Raw genomic sequence first — 18,328 nt, forward strand, 5'->3', positions numbered from 1 at the left:
GGCCTGACGGATTCCGTCAGGCCACGCCCCTGTCGGCGTAGGGCTTGGTGTCGGGCTCGTCGGGGATGGTCGGGGCTCAGCCCTGCTTCTGCTGCGGTCGTCGCTGGGACCACCACAGCCCGGCCACGCCCGCCGCGAGCAGCGAGGCCCCGGCCGCGCCGAGCGGCAGCAGGTCGCGTCCGACGCCCGTCTTGGGCAGTTCGTCGCCGCCGGGGGCCACGGGCGTGTTGTCGGTCCCGAGGAGCAGCGGGGTGGCGGGCGCGTTCGGCGACGGGTTCGTCGTACCGAACGGGACCGGGCCCTGCTGCCAGAACGTCTTCGTCCCGTCGCTGGTCTGGACGGGCAGACAGATCTTCCCGGTCTTGCTCAGATCGAAGGTCGCGTCGACGTCGTACGACTTCGACGCCCCGGCCGCGAGATTGTCGATAGGACAGGCGAAACCGCTGTTGGATCCCTCCGGAAGATCTTTCTCCGCGATGGCGTCACACCCTTCGACGCTTTTGACCGTGAGTCCGTCGAACCCGACGACCAAAAGCCTTATCTGTCCGCTGTCCTTGGTTCCCTCGTTCTTCACCGTCGCGGTGATGGCCGTTTTATTCGAACTGTTGTCGACCGAGATCGACTCCGGCAGCAGTGTCGTCGTCTTCACGCCCGCAGGCGCCTCGTCGACCGGCTTTCCCCCCTTGCTGCTGCCGGGCCCTTGGTCGTCCGCCCCGGCCGGGAACGAAAAGATCAACACTGCCGAGAAAGATGTCACGACCAGCGATCCGGCAATGGTCGTCGCACGACGAGAACTCATGTTCGGCCCCCTTGGCTGCGCCTGAGTTCGCAGTACTTGAAGAGGTACCACAAGATTTCTCCACACTATGCTGGTACGGCACTAAGTGTGACTATTGTGTTTCGGGGGCCGGGCAATGGAGGGGGTGCAGCGGATTGCCGGGAAATTCGGGAAACACAGGGAATCCGGGGAGTCCGGAGGATCCGGGGGGTCCGGGGAACGGCGGGAGTCCGGGGAATTCCGGGAGCGAGGGTTTCCCCGGGATAATCGTGACGGGCCGCTATCGGCTGGTCGAGAGTATCGGTCAGGGGGGAATGGGGCGGGTGTGGCGAGCCACCGACGAGGTGCTCGACCGCCAGGTCGCGGTGAAGGAGATGCGCATCGACGGCCTCGACTCGGAGGACACCCGCACCCGCCGCGAACGCACCTTGCGCGAAGCCAGGGCCACCGCCCGCATCGACCACCCCAACGTGGTGCGCGTCTACGACGTCGTGGACGAGGGCGAACGCCTCTGGATCGTCATGGAGTTGGTCGCCGGCCGCTCCCTGGAGCGAATCATGGCCGAGGAAGGTCCGCTGGGCCCGCGCGAGACCGCCCGCATCGGCCTCGGCCTGGTCATGGCGCTGCGTCAGGTGCACGCCGGGGGAGTCCTGCACCGAGACATCAAACCGGGCAACGTCCTGGTGGAGAACACACGGAGCGTGCAGACCGTGCACGGAGTGCGGAGCGTGCAGACCGCGCACGGTGTGCCGAGCGCGCAGACCGTCGCGAACAGTGCGGCCGGCGATCGACGCGTCGTCCTCACCGACTTCGGCATCGCCGCGATCCAGGACGCGAAGGCGCTGACCATGGTCGGCATGCTGGTCGGTTCCCCCGACTACATGGCCCCCGAGCGCATCTCCGGCAGCCCACAGGGCCCGCCCTCCGACGTCTGGTCCCTGGGCGCGACGCTCTGCGCGGCCCTGGCCGGCCACTCCCCCTTCTCCCGGGACACGACGCTGGCCACCCTGCACGCGGTCCTCTACGAGGAGCCTCGACTCCCCGCCAACGCGGGCCCGTTGCGGGCCGTCCTGGCCGGCCTCCTGACGAAGGACCCCACAACCCGCCCGACCCTCACCGACCTGGAATCCGCCCTCGCCCCCATCGCCTTCCCGCGCGCTGTAGATGAGGGGGAAGGGCCAGAGGAAGCTCTGGGAGAAAGTCTGGGAGAAGGCCTGGGAGAAGGCCTGAGGGAGGGGCAGGGGGAAGGGGATCGGAGCGCGGGACCCCCTCCGACCGTGGGACCCCCTCCGACCGTGGGGCCCACGCCGACCGCTGGGGACCTACCGCTGAGGGAGCTGCCGACGCGCGCGCTCCTGGACCCCACCAGGACGCCGGCCCCGCCGGCCCCGCCGGACCCCCCGGACCCCTCCACCGAAGCAGCGTCAGAGATGCGCTCGGAGTCAGGCTCCGAACCCCCACCCGCGTCCCCGTACCTGTCTCCGTCCCCCTCTCCCTCCCCGTCTCCGTCTCCGAGTGGGGCCGGAACCCCACGCCCTCGCTCCGGAGTCTCACTGGCCCGCTCCCAGGCGGTGACGGAACGCAGGCCTGTGCCAGGAACGGGAGCGGGGGCGGGGGCGGGAGCGGGGGCGAGGGAGGAGCCCCCCGCACTGCGTCCGGCAGTCCAGACCCGCCGAGCGGGATTGCCACCCGGCGGCGAACTGCCCGGTCCCGCCGTCCCGGCAGCCTCCCGGAGCGGATGGACGGCGGGCTGGACAGGCCGGGGTCGCCGTACCGGAGCGGTCGCCGCCCTGGGCGTCGTAGCCGTCGGGACGGTCGTGGCGATCGTGCTGGCGTCGGCCTCCGGATCGCACAACGGCGACGACCAGGCAGGTGGTGCCTCGCCCAAGCCGTCAGCCGCCACCAGCACGCCCTCCGAATCAACCGCAACCACAACCGCAACCCCGTCGCCGTCACCGCCGTCGCCGACAGTCGAGGGGACCTTCCGGCCGCCGAGTCTGCCGCCGGGCACGCACCAGGAGGCCGGTGGCTTCGCGTGGGCGACGCCCAAGGGCTGGCGGCGGGACGTGAAGACGGGCGCGGAGGTGCACTACACGTCCCCTGACGGCACCCAGGAGCTCGTCGCGAAGTCCTCCCTGGCCCGCGGCGACCTGATCGACACCTGGCGGACCTCCGAGCGGAACGCCCACCAGGGCCAGGACTACCGCAAGATCCGCCTGGAGGAGACGACGTTCCGAGGCCGCCCGGCGGTCGTCTGGGAGTACACCTTCACCCTCCAGGGCACCCCCTGGCACGCCCGTCTCCTGGGCTTCAACGAGGACGGCAAGTCGTTCCAGATCAACACCTGGTACCAGCCCGAGACGGAGACGGCGGCCATGGAGACCTACGAGAGGGTGAAGGACAGCTTCAAGGTGATGTGAGAGACGAAGAAGGACGACGAGAGAAGAGAAAGGGGCCCGCGGAACGGACCACGGACCCCTTCCTTCACCTCTCGCGAAGTGCACTAGCTCACGTTGGCCTTGGCCTTGTCCTTGTCCTTGGCGTTGGCCTTGAGCCTGCCCTGCTTCACGAAGGCGATGGCGACCACGACCGCCGCGACGAGCAGCGACAGCAGCACGGTCGTCCGCCCGCTGCTCTCACCCTCGGTGTCGGTCAGCATGTAGCCGAGCACGAAGACGATCAGCGCGGCCGTAGCCCAGGTCAGGTACGGGTACAGCCACATCTTCACGACGAGCTTCTCGGGCGCCTCGGCCTGGATGATCTTCCGCATCCGAAGCTGCGAGAAGCAGATCACGAGCCAGACGAACAGGGCCACGGCCCCGCTGGAGTTCACGAGGAAGAGGAAGACGGAGTCCGGGAACTTGTAGTTGAAGAAGACGGCGACGAACCCGAACACGACGGAGACGACGATGGCGGTGAGCGGAACGCCACGCGCGGTCGTCCGGGCGAAGACCTTGGGCGCGTCGCCACGCTGGCCGAGCGAGAAGGCCATGCGGGAGGCCGTGTAGAGCCCGGAGTTGAGACAGGACAGCACGGACGTCAGCACGATGAAGTTCATGATCTGACCGGCGTGCGCGATGCCCAGGGAGTCGAGGGCGGCGACGTAGGAGCCCTGCTCCTTGATGGACGCGTCGTCCCAGGGCAGCAGCGTGACGACGACGAAGATCGACCCGAGGTAGAAGACGCCGATCCGCCAGATGATGCTGTTGGTGGACTTGGTGACGGCCCGCTGCGGGTCCTCGGACTCGCCGGCCGCCAGGGTCGCGATCTCGCTGCCCATGAAGGAGAAGACGACGAGCAGCACGCCGGTGAGGATGGCGCCGGGCCCGTTGGGCAGGAAGCCGCCGTGTCCGGTGAGGTTGTCCAGCCCCGCCTTGTCGCTGTCGACGCCGGGCAGCACACCGAAGACGGCGAGCCCGCCGATGACGATGAACGCGCCGATCGCCACGACCTTGATCCCGGCGAACCAGAACTCGAACTCGCCGTAGGAGCCGACGGACACGAGGTTCGTGGCGGTGAGCACGACCATCACGATGAGCGCCCACCCCCACTGGGGAACGGCGGGAATCCATCCTTCGAGGATCTTGGCGCCGGCGGTGGCCTCGACCGCCAGCACGACGACCCAGAAGAACCAGTACAGCCAGCCGATGGAGAACCCGGCCCAGCGCCCGAGCGCCCGGTCGGCGTGGGCGGAGAACGAGCCGGAGGTCGGGTTGGCCGCGGACATCTCGCCGAGCATCCGCATCACCAGCACCACGAGCGTGCCGACGAGGGCGTACGAGAGCAGGATGCCGGGCCCGGCGGTGGCGATGCCGGAGCTGGATCCGACGAACAGTCCGGCACCGATGACGCCGCCGATGGCGATCATCGACAGATGCCGGTTCTTGAGCCCTGCGTGAAGCCCGGAACCGGATTCTCCGGGTTCTCCGGGGCCTCCGGGGCCGCGGTCGGCCTTGGCGAGGGTCGGCTGCGAAGTCATGGGATGGCTTTCCTTTGCGCCGCGTGAGGGGGAATCAGCTGGATCGACAGGTGTCGACACGTGGGGGGCGTACGAGCCGGTCCAGTGAATCCGAGGTGAATGAATTCAGGAACCTTTGATTCCAGATCGTTACTTGAGGTTTTCCTGAGCTTCTGTGGGATTGCCTACAGTTTTCGGACACAGCACCCGGCGCTGCCACCCCGCAACACCCGTGTCACACTCATCCCATGCGCGTGTATCTCGGCTCGGACCATGCCGGCTTCGAACTCAAGAACCACCTCGTCGAATGGCTCAAGTCGGCGGGTCACGACCCGGTCGACTGCGGACCCCACATCTACGACGCCCAGGACGACTACCCCCCGTTCTGCCTCCGCGCCGCTGAGCGCACCGCCGCCGACCCCGACTCGCTCGGCATCGTGATCGGCGGTTCCGGCAACGGCGAGCAGATCGCGGCGAACAAGGTGAAGGGCGTCCGTGCGGCGCTGGCCTGGAGCGAGGAGACGGCGTCGCTGGGCCGCCAGCACAACAACGCCAACGTCGTCGCGGTCGGCGCCCGGATGCACACCCAGGACGAGGCGACGAAGTTCGTCGAGACCTTCCTGGCCACCCCGTTCTCCGAGGACACCCGCCACATCCGCCGAATCGACATGCTGACCACCTACGAAACCACGGCCACCCTCCCGGAAATCCCGCCCCACCACCCCCAGCAGTAACCCCGGCAGGGATGGAAGACTGAAACAGCACCACCCGGGGTGGATAGCGGAGCAGCACCGCCCGGGGTGCAGGACTGAAGCAGCACCGCCCGGATGGGGCTGAAACAGCACCGCCCAGGGTGGGGCTGAAGCAGCACCACCCGGGGTGCAGGGGCGGAGCCCCGCCGGGGGTGCAGGGGGCGGAGCCCCCGCAGGGGTCTGGGGCGGAGCCCCAGACCAACCCTCACCTTCCAGCCCACCGAGTCGGGCGGGTGGGTGGGCGAGGGTTTTGGGGCGCGCCCGCAGGGGGCTCGCGCGCCCGCAGGGGTCCGGGGCGAAGCCCCGGGGGAGGCTCACCTCTCGGCCGACCGAGTCGGGCGGGTGGGCGGGAAAGAACAAGGGAGACCCCGGTGCCGGAAGGGCACACGATTCACCGACTGGCGCAGGATTACGCCCGCTTCACCCACCAGACAACCCAACTCACCAGCCCCCAGGGCAAGTTCACCGACGCCGCCGCCCTCCTCGCCGACACCCCCCTCACCCACACCGAGGCCCACGGCAAACACCTCTTCCTCGGCTTCGCCGGCGCCCGCTGGATCCACATCCACCTCGGCCTCTTCGGCAAGGTCAACTTCGGCCCGGCCCCCGCGCCCCCGCCCACGGACACGGTCCGCCTCCGCCTCACCGGCCCCACCTCCTACGTGGATCTCCGGGGCCCCACCACCTGCGCGCTGATCACGGACGAGGAGAAGCAGGCCATACACGCCCGCCTCGGCCCGGACCCCCTCCGCGCCGACGCCGACCCGCACCGCGCCTACGCCCGCATCTCCCGCAGCCGTACGACGATCGCCGCTCTCCTCATGGACCAGAAGATCATCGCGGGCGTCGGCAACGTCTACCGCGCCGAGGTCCTCTTCCGGCACGGCATCGACCCCTACCGCACGGGCAGGACCCTCACCCCCGCCGAGTGGGACGCGATCTGGACCGACCTCGTCGACCTCATGCGCGAGGGCGTCCGCAACAACCGCATCGACACGGTCCGCCCGCAGCACACCCCGGAGGCGATGGGCCGCCCGCCCCGCGTGGACGACCACGGCGGCGAGGTGTACGTCTACCGCCGTGCGAACCAGCCCTGCCACCTCTGCGGCGAAGCGATCCGCACGGCGGACCTGGCGGCCCGCAACCTCTTCTGGTGCCCCACCTGCCAGAAAAACTGAGAACCACGAACGACCAGGCCGGGCACGACCAGACCAGGAAAGCCCGGCCCGCCCCGCCCGCCCCCCTTAGAACCCGTGCGGGGCCAGGCCAGGCCAGGCCAGGAAGGCCCGGCCCGCCCCCGCCCGCCCCGTCAGAACCCGTGCGGCAGCCAAGGCGCAGCGACCGCCCCGAACCCCACCGCCGCCTCCGCCAACGCCCCCTGCCTGAGCTCCCGCACCCGCCCGGCCGCACCGAGCGCCCCCAGGCTCACCCCGCCGAGGTACGCCGCCCCCAACTCCCGTACCGACAGAGCGAGATCGGCGGCGTCGGACGTACGCCCGCACACCGCCCCCTTGGCGTCGCCGGACAGCCGCCAACGCCCCGAGTTCCAGGGGCAGAAGGCGTCCTCGACGTCCAACACCACATCCACCGGCGTCTGATACGTCCGCGCCTCCAGCGCCGCGCCGACGTCCACCAGCCGCACGTACAGCGAGTCCCGCACCCGCAGCTCGCACCGCCGGATGTCGGAGACGAGATGCTGCCACGCCTCGTCCATCGGCCGCCCCCGCACCTTCAGCGTGGTCGTGAGGTCGATCCCGAACAGGAACCGCCACAGCGCCGCCTCGGACACGTGATCGAGCCCCGTCAGGTCCTGGAGCTGCACCTGCCCGTTGTGCCCGCGGTCCGTCCACTCGGGCCGCACCCGGAAACGGGCGTACCCGACGACCTCCCCGTCCCGCTCGGCGAGCACGCACTGCAGCGGCGACGCCCCGTTCCGCCCGCTCTCCGGATCGATCAGCGCCAGCCGCTCCCACCCGGGCCGCCGGGCGAGCATGCCGGCCCGCTCGGGCACGGTCCGCGCATACACCGCCTCGCACGCGTCGAGTGTCGCGGCGGGGTCGACGTACCGCAGCCGTACGTCGTCCGTGCCGGCCGGGACGGACAGCCGTACCCGGCTGGTGTCGATCTCGGCGTGCAGCCCGAAGGTCGCCGCGGCGTACCCGAACCGTCCGTAGATGTCCGGCTCGGAGGCGGTGAGGGCGGCGAGCGGCTCGCCCCACGCCCGTACGTCGTCCAGCTGCCGCCGCATCATCGACGTCAGCACCCCGCGCCGCCGGTGGGTCGCCCGCACGCTGACCATCGTCACGCCCGCCGTGGGCACCGAGGTGCCGCCGGGCACCGTCAGCCGGAAGTCGAAGGCCCCCGCGGTTCCCACACAGCCGCCGTCCCCGCTGCCTCCGCCCTCCTCGTCCCACACGCCCACGGAGCGTGGGAACGGGGTGAGCGCCCTCCACAGCTCCCGTTCCTCGGTCGTCTCGCGCACCCCGCCGAAGGCACGGACCAGGGTGTCGTACCACTCGTCCCATTCGTCCGGTCGCAGCACCCGCAACCCGGTCGCCGACCGGGCCGCACCGTCCCTCGCCTCACTCGTCATGGACCCATGCCTAGCAGTCCAATGCAGGACGAGCCAGGGAATTTCTCCCTCTTCGCGGCGCGAGCGCTTTCCGTGAAGTTCACTGTGAAGTTGGGCCTCGGACGGGGGACAAGTGGGACCTCCCGTGCCAAGCGGCGGGTTCGATGGATAGGGTCCCGAACTAATGGCAGCAGGACGACAGCGGCGCGCGGAAGCCGAGACGTTCACGGCCCGGTTGAAGCACTTGTTGCACCGGGTCCGCACCGGCGTGCGCAGAAGCGCCGTGGACTACTTCCGCGGCGACGGCTCGGACTGGATCGCGCTGGCCTTCCTCCTCCTCACCGTCCCGCTGATCGCCGTCACCACGCTCGCCAACTCCGTGTGGTGCTCACCGGCCGCCCTGGTCCTGCCGATCGTCGCGGGCGGCCTGCTGCTGCGCCCGTCGAGCCTGCTCGGTCTGTACGCGGCGGCGGCCACGGCCCTCATCGTGGAGTCGGTGCAGCTGGGGCCGTACACGGAGGGCCCGTCCAGAGTCACCCCGGGGGTGGTCCTGGTCGTCGCCGCATGCGGTTTCTTCGGCCTCCTCATCGCCCAGTTCCGCAGCCGGGTCGGCGTGCCCTGGCGGCGCGGCGGCACCATGCTCTTCGACCTGCGCGAGCGCATCCGGGTGCAGAGCAAGCTGCCGAGCCTGCCGCAGGGCTGGCACCGCGAGATGGCGCTCAGGCCGGCCGGCGGCCAGTCGTTCTCCGGCGACTTCGTCGTCGCGGCCCGGACGAACGGCGGCCGCACCATGGAGGTCGTCCTCACGGACGTCTCCGGCAAGGGCATGGACGCGGGCTCCCGGGCCCTCCTGCTCTCGGGCGCCTTCGGCGGCCTGCTCGGCTCCCTGCCCCCGCACGCCTTCCTCCCGGCGGCAAACGGTTACCTCCTCCGCCAGGACTGGGACGAGGGCTTCGCGACCTCCATCCATCTGGTCCTCGACCTCGACTCCGGCGACTACGAGCTCTACTCCGCCGGTCATCCGCCGGGCCTCCAGCTGAGCGCGGGCAGCGGCCGCTGGGAGGAGAAGGCCGCCGAGGGCCCCCTCCTGGGCGTGTACGACGGCGCTCAGTTCGACCCGGTGAAGGGCTCGCTGCGCCCCGGCGACGTGCTGATGCTCTTCACCGACGGCCTGGTGGAGACCTCCGACCGGGACATCGTCGAGGGCATCGACCGCCTCACCGGCGAGGCGGACCGCTATGTGGCCGGCGGCTTCCAGGGCGCGGCCTGGCACCTGATCGAGGCGGTGGCGAAGGACGTCAACGACGACCGGGCCCTGCTGCTGGTCTGCCGAGAGGGCCCGACGTCCCAAGCCGTATCGCTGTCCTGAGCTCTGCTGAGCTCTCCCGAGGGGGACCCGTGCTGCTCATCCTGTCCGAGGTCGAGGCCCTGGCCCGCGCCGCCCACGAGGGACAGACCGACAAGGCGGGCCGGCCGTACGCCGAGCACCTCCGGGCGGTCGCGGAGGGCGTACGCGCGCGTGGCGGCGACGCCGATCAGATCGCGGCCGCCTGGCTGCACGACGCCGTCGAGGACGACGCCCTGTCCGAGGCCTGGCTGGACGACGCCCCGCTGAGCGACCGCACGAAGACGATCGTCCTGGCGGTCACCAAGCGGCCGGGGGAGCCCCCGGAGGCGTACGCGGGGCGCATCCTGGCCACACCGGGCGCGCTGCTGGTGAAGCAGGCGGATCTGGCCCACAACGCGGACCCGGCCCGGCTGGCGGCCCTGGACGCGCCGACGCGGACCCGCCTGACCGAGAAGTACGCACGCATGCACGGACTTCTCGGCCTGACGGCCCACCCGGGGTGAAGCGCTAGGCGCGGACCTTGCCGCCCTCGACGTGCCGGGTCTCGCTCTGGGCCTCGCTCTGGGTTTTTTGCCGCGTCTCCCGCTCCCGGGCGAGTTCGGCGGCGTCCCGCTTGAAGGCCCACTCCATCCTCGGCTCGATCACGAACCGGAAGACCCGCCGCACGGGCGGGGTGCACAGCAGTGTGACGGCCACGGCCACGGCGACGCTGACGGCGATCTCGCCGAGCGGCCGGTGCAGCGAGGGGTGGTCGAACCAGCCGCGGTAGTCGGCGGTCTTGATCAGGAAGCCGTGCAGCAGATAGCCGTACAGCGTGCCCGCGCCGAGTGCCGTGAACCACATCGTGCGGCCCGGCACCCAGGAGAAGAAGCAGGCCGTCAGCAGCAGCGAACTGCCGAACAGGGCGAGCTGCATGACGGGTCCGGTCCACCAGGGCGCGCCCAACGCCTGTGCGGCGTCGCGGTGGTAGAGCCACGAGGCGTTCATCCGCGGCACCGCCCAATAGGCGAAGGCCAGCGCGACGGCGAACACCGGCACGGCCGCGATCCGCACCGAGCGGCGGCGCACCAGCCGGAAGTGCTCGGGCCTGAGGCACAGACCGAGGACGAAGTAGGGCAGGAACTGCAGGACCCGCTGGAGGTCCAGGTCGTCGCCTATGCCGGGGGTGAGGGCGGCCAGCATGGCGACACCGAGCGCGAGCGGCAGCGGATGGCGGACGAGCTTCCAGACGGGGGTGGTGAGCCGCCAGATGAACAGCGCGCACAGGAACCAGGTCAGGTACCAGGGGTCGAGGAGGCTGATCGCCTGGGCGGGGTTGTCGTCCACGATCCGCCGGAAGATCGGATACGCGGTCTCGAAGACGACGTACGGGACGGCGACGCCCGTGATCAGGCGTTTGAGCCGGCGGGGACTCCCGTCGAAGCTGCGGGAGAAGAAGCCGGAGACGACGATGAACGCCGGCATGTGGAAGGTGTAGACGAACATGTACGCGGCCTGCAGCACCCGGCTGCCGCCCTTGATCGGCTCCCAGGAGTGACCCACGGCAACCAGCACGATCGCCAGGTACTTGGCGTTGTCGAAGAACGCGTCGCGCCTCGCGGAGGGTCGCGGGGACGGCGAGCGCGAGCGCGAACCCGGAACGAGAGACGAAGCGGCGTGGAACATTCGAGGCACCCTAGCGTCGAGTGCGCGCATTCGTAAAACGCCCCAGGTCATTCCTCGTTATTGCCCTTCGTGCGCAAAGCCGGAACGCATGCCCGCACCGCAGAGCACCGTCGCACGATCACCTCACACCGCCCAGGATGTCACGATTCATCCCCACTAAAAGGCGCATAACGTCGGTCGTGTGTCCGTAGTTGGTGCGTCTGCGCCCGCAATTCGAATTAGCTGCACAGGTGTTGTGTGGACATGGAAACGAACTCTCTCAATTCCCTGTGCCGGTACGCGATCCCATTGCCGTACGGCACTCGTGGAGGCGGAAGGCCCGCGCGATGATGCGTCACGGGCAGCATAGGGAGGCCGTGTTGGTGGCACGATGGAGTCGGGAGTGCGGACCTATCGAGGGTGTGTGATCAGTCGTGGCCATTTCACTGTCAGTAGTGGTGCTGTTGGCGATCATCCTGGTCGTACTGATCAGAGGAGGGTCGATCAAGGCGGGCCCGGCCATAGTCGCGATCCTGTTCGGCTTCTTCCTCGCCTCGACCGGCATGGCCCCGTCGATCAACCGCTTCCTCGACTCCCTCGCCGACACGATCAACTCGATCAGCTTCTGAGGCCCGCCCTCGTCGACTCCGGCCACGCGCCCGGACGCGAACACGACGAGGGCCGGGTCGGAGAAGGAAATCTCCGACCCGGCCCGGGTCGTTCGGAGCGGGCGACGGGAATCGAACCCGCGTAGCTAGTTTGGAAGACTAGTGCTCTACCATTGAGCTACGCCCGCACAGCGCGCGCCGCAGGTCGGTGGACCGCGGCACTGCCAGCATCGTAGCGGGTCGGAACCGTGTGTCGCACACCCCGTTCCCCGGCCCCGCCGCGGCTCGCCCGCGGGCTCGGCAAAAGCGACGGTCAGGCGGCCTGCGGGCATGTACCCTACGTCTCGCACCAGACGGGGTGTGGCGCAGCTTGGTAGCGCGTCCGCTTTGGGAGCGGAAGGCCGTGGGTTCAAATCCCGCCACCCCGACCACCGACCGGCAATCGACCGACCGGCGACCGGCCACTTGTGCGGTCACCTCGCTTGATCGCCTTTGGGGCGTGTCCTCGCTGCCGTTACTATGCAAGCTGCACGCCCGTATGTCTCATCTCTCTTGAAGTCCTCCGGGCGGCGAATCCGCGGGAGCCGGTCTGGCTCCTGCAGAACCCAAGAAGTCAGCCCCCAAGGAGACCGAACCGTGAAGAGCGCCGTGGAGACCCTGAACCCGACTCGGGTTCGGCTCAGCATCGAGGTGCCCTTCGAGGAGCTCAAGGACAGCCTCGACGCGGCGTACAAGAAGATCAACCAGCAGGTCACGGTGAAGGGTTTCCGCAAGGGCAAGATCCCCGCCCGGGTCATCGACCAGCGCTTCGGCCGCGGGGCCGTGCTGGAGGAGGCCGTCAACGACGCGCTGCCGAAGTTCTACACCGAGGCCGTCAACGAGGCCTCGATCGACGTTCTCGGCCAGCCCGAGGTCGACATCACGGAGCTGAAGGACGGCGAGACGCTGAACTTCACCGCCGAGGTCGACGTCCGTCCCGCCCTTGAGCTCCCCGAGGACTTCTCCTCCATCGAGGTCGAGGTCGACGCCGTCGAGGTGTCGGACGAGGACATCGACAAGTCGGTCGAGCAGCTCCGCGAGCGCTTCGCCTCGACCTCCCCGGTCGAGCGGGCCGCCGAGGACGGCGACGTCGTGACCGTGGACCTGGAGGCCAAGGTCGACGGAGAGATCCTGGAGGACGGCGTCGCGAGCGGCGTCTCCTACACGATCGGCTCCGGCGAGCTGCTGGACGGCATCGACGACGCCGTGAAGGGCCTGGAGGCCGGTGGCGAGGCCACCTTCACCTCCGAGCTGAAGGGCGGCTCCGCGGCCGGCAAGGAGGCCGAGGTCACCGTCAAGGTCACCCAGGTCGCCGCCCGTGAGCTTCCCGAGCTGGACGACGAGTTCGCGCAGCTCGCCTCCGAGTTCGACACCCTCGACGAGCTCAAGGCGGACAGCCGCAAGCGCCTCGAGAACATGAAGCAGTACGACCAGGCCACGCAGGCCCAGGAGCGCGTCCTGGAGAAGCTGCTGGAGCTCGTCGAGGTGCCCGTCCCCGAGAAGCTGCTCGAGGACGAGATCAACACCCGCAAGCACAACCTGGAGCACCACCAGCTCGGCCAGATGGGCCTGGACCTCGACAAGTACCTGGAGATCCAGGGCAAGACCGCCGAGGAGTTCGAGACCGAGACCCGCGAGGCCGCGGTCAAGGGCATCAAGACCCAGTTCGTGCTCGACGAGCTCGTCAAGCGCGAGAAGCTGAACGTCAACCAGGAGGAGCTCACCGAGCACCTCATGCGCCGTGCCGCCTCCTCCGGCATGTCGCCCGACCAGTTCGCCCAGGCGGTCGTCGAAGGCGGCCAGGTTCCGCTCCTGGTCGGCGAGGTCGCCCGCGGCAAGGCGCTGGCCACGGTCGTCGAGTCCGCCACGGTGAAGGACACCAACGGCGAGGTCGTCGACCTGGACGACGAGGACGAGGTCGAGGCCGCCACCGAGACGGTCGAGGCCGTCGAGGGCGCTGCCGACGCCGCGTCCGAGTCCGAGTCCGAGGAGAAGCCCGAGGCCTGAGCCTCGAGTCACCTCTGAATTGCTCTGATGTGCGTACGACGGGCCCCGAGGACTTCCTGTCCCGGGGCCCGTCGGCGTACCCAGGGCCTGTGCGGGCCTGCACGGGCCCGCACGGGGGCTGCCTGAGGGCTGCCCGGCGGCGGCGCTGGCGGCGCGCGGGCGGCAGCGATCCGCGGCCCTGCCGCGGGCGGCACCGGCTACGCCCCCGGCGAACACTCTCCTCTCCGGGATTCCCCGAAGGGGCCCGCGCGTTAGGGTCCATGAATACGAGGGCAGGGGAGTCCCCGTTGCCCCCGGCAGTACACGTGAGACGGCCCGGCGCCGTCGTAAGACGAGCAGGTGGATACGTGACGAATCTGATGCCCACAGCCGCCGGCGACCCTATCGGTGGTGGCCTCGGCGACCAGGTCTACAACCGGCTGCTCGGCGAGCGGATCATCTTCCTCGGCCAGGCGGTCGACGACGACATCGCCAACAAGATCACCGCACAGTTGCTGCTCCTTGCCGCCGACCCGGACAAGGACATCTACCTCTACATCAACAGCCCCGGCGGTTCGATCACGGCGGGCATGGCGATCTACGACACCATGCAGTTCATCAAGAACGACGTGGTGACCATCGCAATGGGTCTCGCGGCCTCGATGGGCCAGTTCCTGCTCAGCGCGGGCACCCCCGGCAAGCGCTTCGCGCTGCCGAACGCCGAGATCCTGATCCACCAGCCCTCCGCGGGCCTGGCCGGCTCGGCCTCGGACATCAAGATCCACGCCGAGCGGCTGCTGCACACCAAGAGGCGCATGGCCGAGCTGACCTCCCAGCACACCGGTCAGTCGGTCGAGCAGGTCACCCGCGACTCGGACCGCGACCGCTGGTTCGACGCCTTCGAGGCCAAGGAGTACGGCCTCATCGACGACGTCATCCCGACGGCCGCCGGCATGCCGGGCGGCGGCGGTACCGGGGCGGCCTAGGGCCGTTCTCTGACGGCGGCAGGGCCGCTCAGGGCGCTCTCCGGAGCCCGCCGAGCACCCTGACCCCTGAGTCCCTTCCGAAGTCCCAGGAGCCCTCCGAGGCCCTCCCGGAGTTCCAGGAAGCCCTCCCGGCCTCCCGGAGCCTCTCCGGGGGCATCGAGGGGCCCGGGGACCCCGGAAGCCGTCAGGGCCGTCAGAACCCCCTTCCAGCCCCTCCAGTCACCGCCCCAGCCCTCTCTCCAGGAGACACCGTGAACGACTTCCCCGGCAGCGGCCTCTACGCCCGCACCGAGGCCGAATACACCGGCCCCCGCGCCGAATCCCGCTACGTCATCCCGCGCTTCGTCGAGCGCACCTCCCAGGGCATCCGCGAGTACGACCCGTACGCGAAGCTCTTCGAGGAGCGCGTCATCTTCCTCGGCGTGCAGATCGACGACGCCTCCGCCAACGACGTCATGGCGCAGCTGCTGTGCCTCGAGTCGATGGACCCCGACCGGGACATCTCGGTCTACATCAACAGCCCCGGCGGCTCCTTCACTGCGCTGACCGCGATCTACGACACGATGCAGTTCGTGAAGCCCGACGTCCAGACGGTCTGCATGGGTCAGGCGGCCTCCGCCGCCGCGATCCTGCTGGCCGCCGGCACGCCGGGCAAGCGCATGGCTCTGCCCAACGCGCGCGTGCTGATCCACCAGCCGTACAGCGAGACGGGCCGCGGTCAGGTCTCCGACCTGGAGATCGCCGCCAACGAGATCCTCCGGATGCGCGCCCAGCTGGAGGACATGCTGGCCAAGCACTCCACCACGCCGATCGAGAAGATCCGCGAGGACATCGAGCGCGACAAGATCCTCACGGCCGAGGACGCGCTCGCGTACGGCCTGATCGACCAGATCATCTCCACCCGCAAGATGAACAACAACTCTCTGCGTTGACACGCGAGGTCGTCCCGTTCGAGGGCCCCTCGGCACGATGTGACACGGTCCACGTCGCAGTGAACCGTGCCAAGGGGGGCCCGAACGGGGGGCCAGGCAAGGTACCGTCGGAATAAGGCAGCACCAGGAGCCGCTGGATTCGAAAGCGTCCAGTCGTCTCCCAGGCGAAGGGGAAGCACACCGTGGCACGCATCGGTGACGGCGGCGATCTGCTCAAGTGCTCGTTCTGCGGCAAGAGCCAGAAGCAGGTCAAGAAGCTCATCGCAGGGCCCGGTGTCTATATCTGCGACGAGTGCATCGATCTCTGCAACGAGATCATCGAGGAAGAGCTCGCGGAGACGAGCGAGGTCCGCTGGGAGGAACTCCCTAAGCCGCGCGAGATCTACGAGTTCCTCGAGGGCTACGTGGTGGGTCAGGAGCCCGCCAAGAAGGCCCTGTCGGTCGCGGTGTACAACCACTACAAGCGCGTCCAGGCCGGCGAGAACGGCGGCGCCCAAGGCCGCGAGGACGCCATCGAGTTGGCGAAGTCCAACATCCTTCTGCTCGGCCCCACCGGCTCGGGCAAGACGCTCCTCGCGCAGACACTGGCGCGCATGCTGAACGTCCCGTTCGCGATCGCCGACGCCACGGCCCTGACCGAGGCGGGTTACGTCGGCGAGGACGTCGAGAACATCCTGCTGAAGCTGATCCAGGCCGCCGACTACGACGTCAAGAAGGCCGAGACCGGGATCATCTACATCGATGAGATCGACAAGGTCGCGCGGAAGAGTGAAAACCCCTCCATCACGCGCGACGTGTCGGGCGAGGGCGTGCAGCAGGCCCTGCTGAAGATCCTGGAGGGCACCACCGCCTCGGTCCCGCCGCAGGGCGGCCGCAAGCACCCGCACCAGGAGTTCATCCAGATCGACACGACGAACGTGCTGTTCATCGTGGGCGGTGCCTTCTCCGGGCTCGAGAAGATCATCGAGACCCGCGCGGGCGCCAAGGGCATCGGCTTCGGGGCCACGATCCGCTCCAAGCGCGAGCTGGAGTCCAAGGACCAGTTCGAGGCCGTCATGCCCGAGGACCTGGTCAAGTTCGGCATGATCCCGGAGTTCATCGGCCGTCTGCCGGTCATCACCTCGGTCCACAACCTGGACCGCGAGGCGCTCCTGCAGATCCTGATCGAGCCGCGCAACGCGCTGGTCAAGCAGTACCAGCGGCTCTTCGAACTCGACGGCGTGGAGCTGGACTTCGAGCGCGAGGCCCTGGAGGCCATCGCCGACCAGGCCATCCTCCGCCAGACCGGCGCACGCGGTCTGCGCGCCATCATGGAGGAAGTCCTCCAGGCGGTCATGTACGAGGTCCCGTCCCGCAAGGACGTGGCGCGCGTCGTCATCACGGCGGACGTCGTCCTGTCCAACGTCAACCCGACCCTGATCCCTCGCGACGCGCGCGGCGGGCGGGGCCCGGGCGAGCAGAAGACCGCCTAGCCGGCACAGGCACGGCGACACGTACGACGAAGGGGCCCCGGTCAACCGACCGGGGCCCCTTCGTGGTTGAGACTGTCCTACGCCCGGGCCTACGCCTTGATGCGGACCTGGTCGCGCAGCTTCGTGGTGATGTCGATCGCCGCGTCCTTGGTGATGCTCTTGGTGTTGTCGCCCGGGGACACCATGGCGATCGTGCTGTAGTCGGACCAGACGCAGAACCAGTCGGTCGACTCCTTCTTGGTCAGCGAGTTGGTGCTCTTCGCCGACTGGCACTTCATGACCGCGCCGTCGATGTCGGCCGCCTCGGGCTCGCCGATCAGCTCGGTCTTGCCATCGGTGCTGCTCGAGGAACTGGAGGAGTCGGTGCTCTCGAGCTCCTGCTGGATGGCGGCGAAGTACTTGTCCAGGGTGCTCTCGGGGTCCGCGATCTTGCCGTAGCCGCCGAGCATCGTGATGCCCTTGGCGGTCAGCAGCTCGGCCTCGCTCGGCAGGTCCGCGGCGTCGGGGTTCTGCGGGTCGTAGTCGCCGAAGTCGGCCGTCGACCACTGTCCGACGACGGCCTTGCCGCCCGTGACGCCGCTGGCCGTCAGGTACTTGGTGGTGTCCGAGTCGCTGCTCTCGCCGCCCTTGCCGACCCGCTTGTACTCGGTGAGCGCGGTCGCCGGGGTGTCCAGCTTGTGCGCGCCGTCGTCCTTCAGGCCGCCGCCCGAGCCGGTCCCGCCGAGCACGAAGTAGACGCCCACGCCGATCGCGGCGACGACGGCCACCGCGCCGATCACGATGCCGGCCTTCTTGTTGCCGCCGCCCGCGGCCGGGGGTTGCGGAACGCCGTAAGGGGGCTGGCCGTAGGGAGGCTGCTGGCCGTACGGGGGCTGCTGCTGGCCGTACGGAGGCTGCTGCTGCCCGTACGGTCCGGGCTGCTGGCCGTACGGCGGCGGGGCCTGCGGGGGGACGCCCTGCGGGGGCTGCTGCGGGTAGCCGTAACCGGGCTGCGGGGCGGGGGGCTGCTGGGGGTGGCCGTAGCCGGGCTGGGGTGCCTGCGGCGGCTGGCCGTACGGACCCGGTTGGCCGTACGGTCCGGGCTGCTGGGGCTGCCCACCGTAAGGGCCCGGCTGGTTGTGACTCATTTCTGGGTTCCCCTCCAGATGCTTATGTGATTTTCACATCCTGGCTCAAAGCCAACACCTGCACGGCAGCGGGGCCCCTACCGTTACAGAGCAAACACGTTTCGGGACGGCGCGGTGACACCCCTA

The 18,328-nt window shown here is 69.3% G+C and carries 15 protein-coding genes and 2 tRNA genes; 11 read left to right on the forward strand and 6 right to left on the reverse strand.

Annotated elements, in window-relative coordinates; translation table 11 throughout:
* Positions 1–76: 76 nt before the first annotated feature.
* Positions 77–799: an LPXTG cell wall anchor domain-containing protein gene (locus ACWD4O_RS44155; RefSeq protein WP_451288699.1), complete on the reverse strand. Its 723-nt coding sequence runs from the start codon at positions 797–799 to the stop codon at positions 77–79.
* A 293-nt stretch (positions 800–1,092) separates the two neighbouring features.
* Here ACWD4O_RS44155 and ACWD4O_RS44160 point away from each other — a divergent pair, with 293 nt between their 5' ends.
* Entirely contained in the window at positions 1,093–3,198 is a 2,106-nt protein-coding gene (locus ACWD4O_RS44160; RefSeq protein WP_451288730.1) for a protein kinase domain-containing protein, read from the forward strand.
* A gap of 83 nt (positions 3,199–3,281) precedes the next feature.
* On the opposite strand, the gene ACWD4O_RS44165 is transcribed toward ACWD4O_RS44160, so the two are convergent.
* A complete protein-coding gene (locus tag ACWD4O_RS44165) occupies positions 3,282–4,757 on the reverse strand; it encodes an amino acid permease (protein ID WP_451288700.1) in 1,476 nt (491 codons plus the stop codon).
* Between the two features lie 227 nt (positions 4,758–4,984).
* Here ACWD4O_RS44165 and ACWD4O_RS44170 point away from each other — a divergent pair, with 227 nt between their 5' ends.
* Positions 4,985–5,470 (forward strand): ribose-5-phosphate isomerase, encoded by a 486-nt coding sequence (locus ACWD4O_RS44170; RefSeq protein ID WP_451288701.1) that lies wholly within the window; start codon positions 4,985–4,987, stop codon positions 5,468–5,470.
* 389 nt (positions 5,471–5,859) lie between these two features.
* Positions 5,860–6,666, forward strand: coding sequence for an Fpg/Nei family DNA glycosylase (locus ACWD4O_RS44175; RefSeq protein WP_451288702.1), 807 nt, complete (start codon positions 5,860–5,862; stop codon positions 6,664–6,666).
* A 131-nt stretch (positions 6,667–6,797) separates the two neighbouring features.
* Here the strand turns inward: ACWD4O_RS44175 and ACWD4O_RS44180 are convergent, their stop codons facing one another.
* The gene (locus ACWD4O_RS44180; protein ID WP_451288703.1) at positions 6,798–8,081 is read right to left on the reverse strand and encodes a GNAT family N-acetyltransferase; all 1,284 of its coding nucleotides are present in this window, start codon (positions 8,079–8,081) and stop codon (positions 6,798–6,800) included.
* Positions 8,082–8,244: 163 nt separating this feature from the next.
* Here ACWD4O_RS44180 and ACWD4O_RS44185 point away from each other — a divergent pair, with 163 nt between their 5' ends.
* Positions 8,245–9,429, forward strand: a complete 1,185-nt coding sequence (locus ACWD4O_RS44185; RefSeq protein ID WP_451288704.1) for a PP2C family protein-serine/threonine phosphatase — start codon at positions 8,245–8,247, stop codon at positions 9,427–9,429.
* A gap of 32 nt (positions 9,430–9,461) precedes the next feature.
* Positions 9,462–9,911 carry an HD domain-containing protein gene (locus tag ACWD4O_RS44190; RefSeq protein WP_451288731.1) on the forward strand — a complete coding sequence of 150 codons (450 nt, stop codon included), beginning with the start codon at positions 9,462–9,464 and terminating at the stop codon, positions 9,909–9,911.
* A 4-nt stretch (positions 9,912–9,915) separates the two neighbouring features.
* Here ACWD4O_RS44190 and ACWD4O_RS44195 read toward each other — a convergent pair whose 3' ends face one another.
* The gene (locus ACWD4O_RS44195; RefSeq protein WP_451288705.1) at positions 9,916–11,073 is read right to left on the reverse strand and encodes an acyltransferase family protein; all 1,158 of its coding nucleotides are present in this window, start codon (positions 11,071–11,073) and stop codon (positions 9,916–9,918) included.
* A gap of 413 nt (positions 11,074–11,486) precedes the next feature.
* Between ACWD4O_RS44195 and ACWD4O_RS44200 the strand changes: the two genes are divergently transcribed.
* Positions 11,487–11,681, forward strand: coding sequence for a hypothetical protein (locus ACWD4O_RS44200; protein WP_451288706.1), 195 nt, complete (start codon positions 11,487–11,489; stop codon positions 11,679–11,681).
* Positions 11,682–11,777: 96 nt separating this feature from the next.
* On the opposite strand, the gene ACWD4O_RS44205 is transcribed toward ACWD4O_RS44200, so the two are convergent.
* A tRNA-Gly gene (locus ACWD4O_RS44205) sits at positions 11,778–11,848 on the reverse strand.
* A 166-nt stretch (positions 11,849–12,014) separates the two neighbouring features.
* Here ACWD4O_RS44205 and ACWD4O_RS44210 point away from each other — a divergent pair.
* The 5 genes from ACWD4O_RS44210 to clpX all read left to right on the forward strand — a co-directional run bounded on the left by ACWD4O_RS44210 (position 12,015) and on the right by clpX (position 17,075).
* Positions 12,015–12,091: transfer RNA gene (locus ACWD4O_RS44210), tRNA-Pro, on the forward strand.
* A gap of 205 nt (positions 12,092–12,296) precedes the next feature.
* Positions 12,297–13,706 carry a trigger factor gene (gene tig / locus ACWD4O_RS44215; protein ID WP_398425371.1) on the forward strand — a complete coding sequence of 470 codons (1,410 nt, stop codon included), beginning with the start codon at positions 12,297–12,299 and terminating at the stop codon, positions 13,704–13,706.
* 359 nt (positions 13,707–14,065) lie between these two features.
* Entirely contained in the window at positions 14,066–14,671 is a 606-nt protein-coding gene (locus tag ACWD4O_RS44220; protein WP_351916950.1) for an ATP-dependent Clp protease proteolytic subunit, read from the forward strand.
* Positions 14,672–14,922: 251 nt separating this feature from the next.
* The gene (locus ACWD4O_RS44225; protein WP_351916897.1) at positions 14,923–15,603 is read left to right on the forward strand and encodes an ATP-dependent Clp protease proteolytic subunit; all 681 of its coding nucleotides are present in this window, start codon (positions 14,923–14,925) and stop codon (positions 15,601–15,603) included.
* A gap of 182 nt (positions 15,604–15,785) precedes the next feature.
* Positions 15,786–17,075 (forward strand): ATP-dependent Clp protease ATP-binding subunit ClpX, encoded by a 1,290-nt coding sequence (gene clpX / locus ACWD4O_RS44230; protein WP_351916899.1) that lies wholly within the window; start codon positions 15,786–15,788, stop codon positions 17,073–17,075.
* 89 nt (positions 17,076–17,164) lie between these two features.
* Here clpX and ACWD4O_RS44235 read toward each other — a convergent pair whose 3' ends face one another.
* Positions 17,165–18,202, reverse strand: a complete 1,038-nt coding sequence (locus ACWD4O_RS44235; RefSeq protein WP_451288707.1) for a hypothetical protein — start codon at positions 18,200–18,202, stop codon at positions 17,165–17,167.
* Between the last annotated feature and the right edge of the window lie 126 nt (positions 18,203–18,328).

The sequence above is a fragment of the Streptomyces sp. NPDC002623 genome (assembly GCF_053592635.1).

Bases quoted from the DNA above. Each gene is read 5' to 3' on its own strand.
- ACWD4O_RS44155 (WP_451288699.1), bottom strand. From the start codon at position 799: ATGAGTTCTCGTCGTGCGACGACCATTGCCGGATCGCTGGTCGTGACA.
- ACWD4O_RS44160 (WP_451288730.1), top strand. From the start codon at position 1,093: ATGGGGCGGGTGTGGCGAGCCACCGACGAGGTGCTCGACCGCCAGGTC.
- ACWD4O_RS44165 (WP_451288700.1), bottom strand. From the start codon at position 4,757: ATGACTTCGCAGCCGACCCTCGCCAAGGCCGACCGCGGCCCCGGAGGC.
- ACWD4O_RS44170 (WP_451288701.1), top strand. From the start codon at position 4,985: ATGCGCGTGTATCTCGGCTCGGACCATGCCGGCTTCGAACTCAAGAAC.
- ACWD4O_RS44180 (WP_451288703.1), bottom strand. From the start codon at position 8,081: ATGACGAGTGAGGCGAGGGACGGTGCGGCCCGGTCGGCGACCGGGTTG.
- ACWD4O_RS44185 (WP_451288704.1), top strand. From the start codon at position 8,245: ATGGCAGCAGGACGACAGCGGCGCGCGGAAGCCGAGACGTTCACGGCC.
- ACWD4O_RS44195 (WP_451288705.1), bottom strand. From the start codon at position 11,073: ATGTTCCACGCCGCTTCGTCTCTCGTTCCGGGTTCGCGCTCGCGCTCG.
- ACWD4O_RS44220 (WP_351916950.1), top strand. From the start codon at position 14,066: ATGCCCACAGCCGCCGGCGACCCTATCGGTGGTGGCCTCGGCGACCAG.
- ACWD4O_RS44235 (WP_451288707.1), bottom strand. From the start codon at position 18,202: ATGAGTCACAACCAGCCGGGCCCTTACGGTGGGCAGCCCCAGCAGCCC.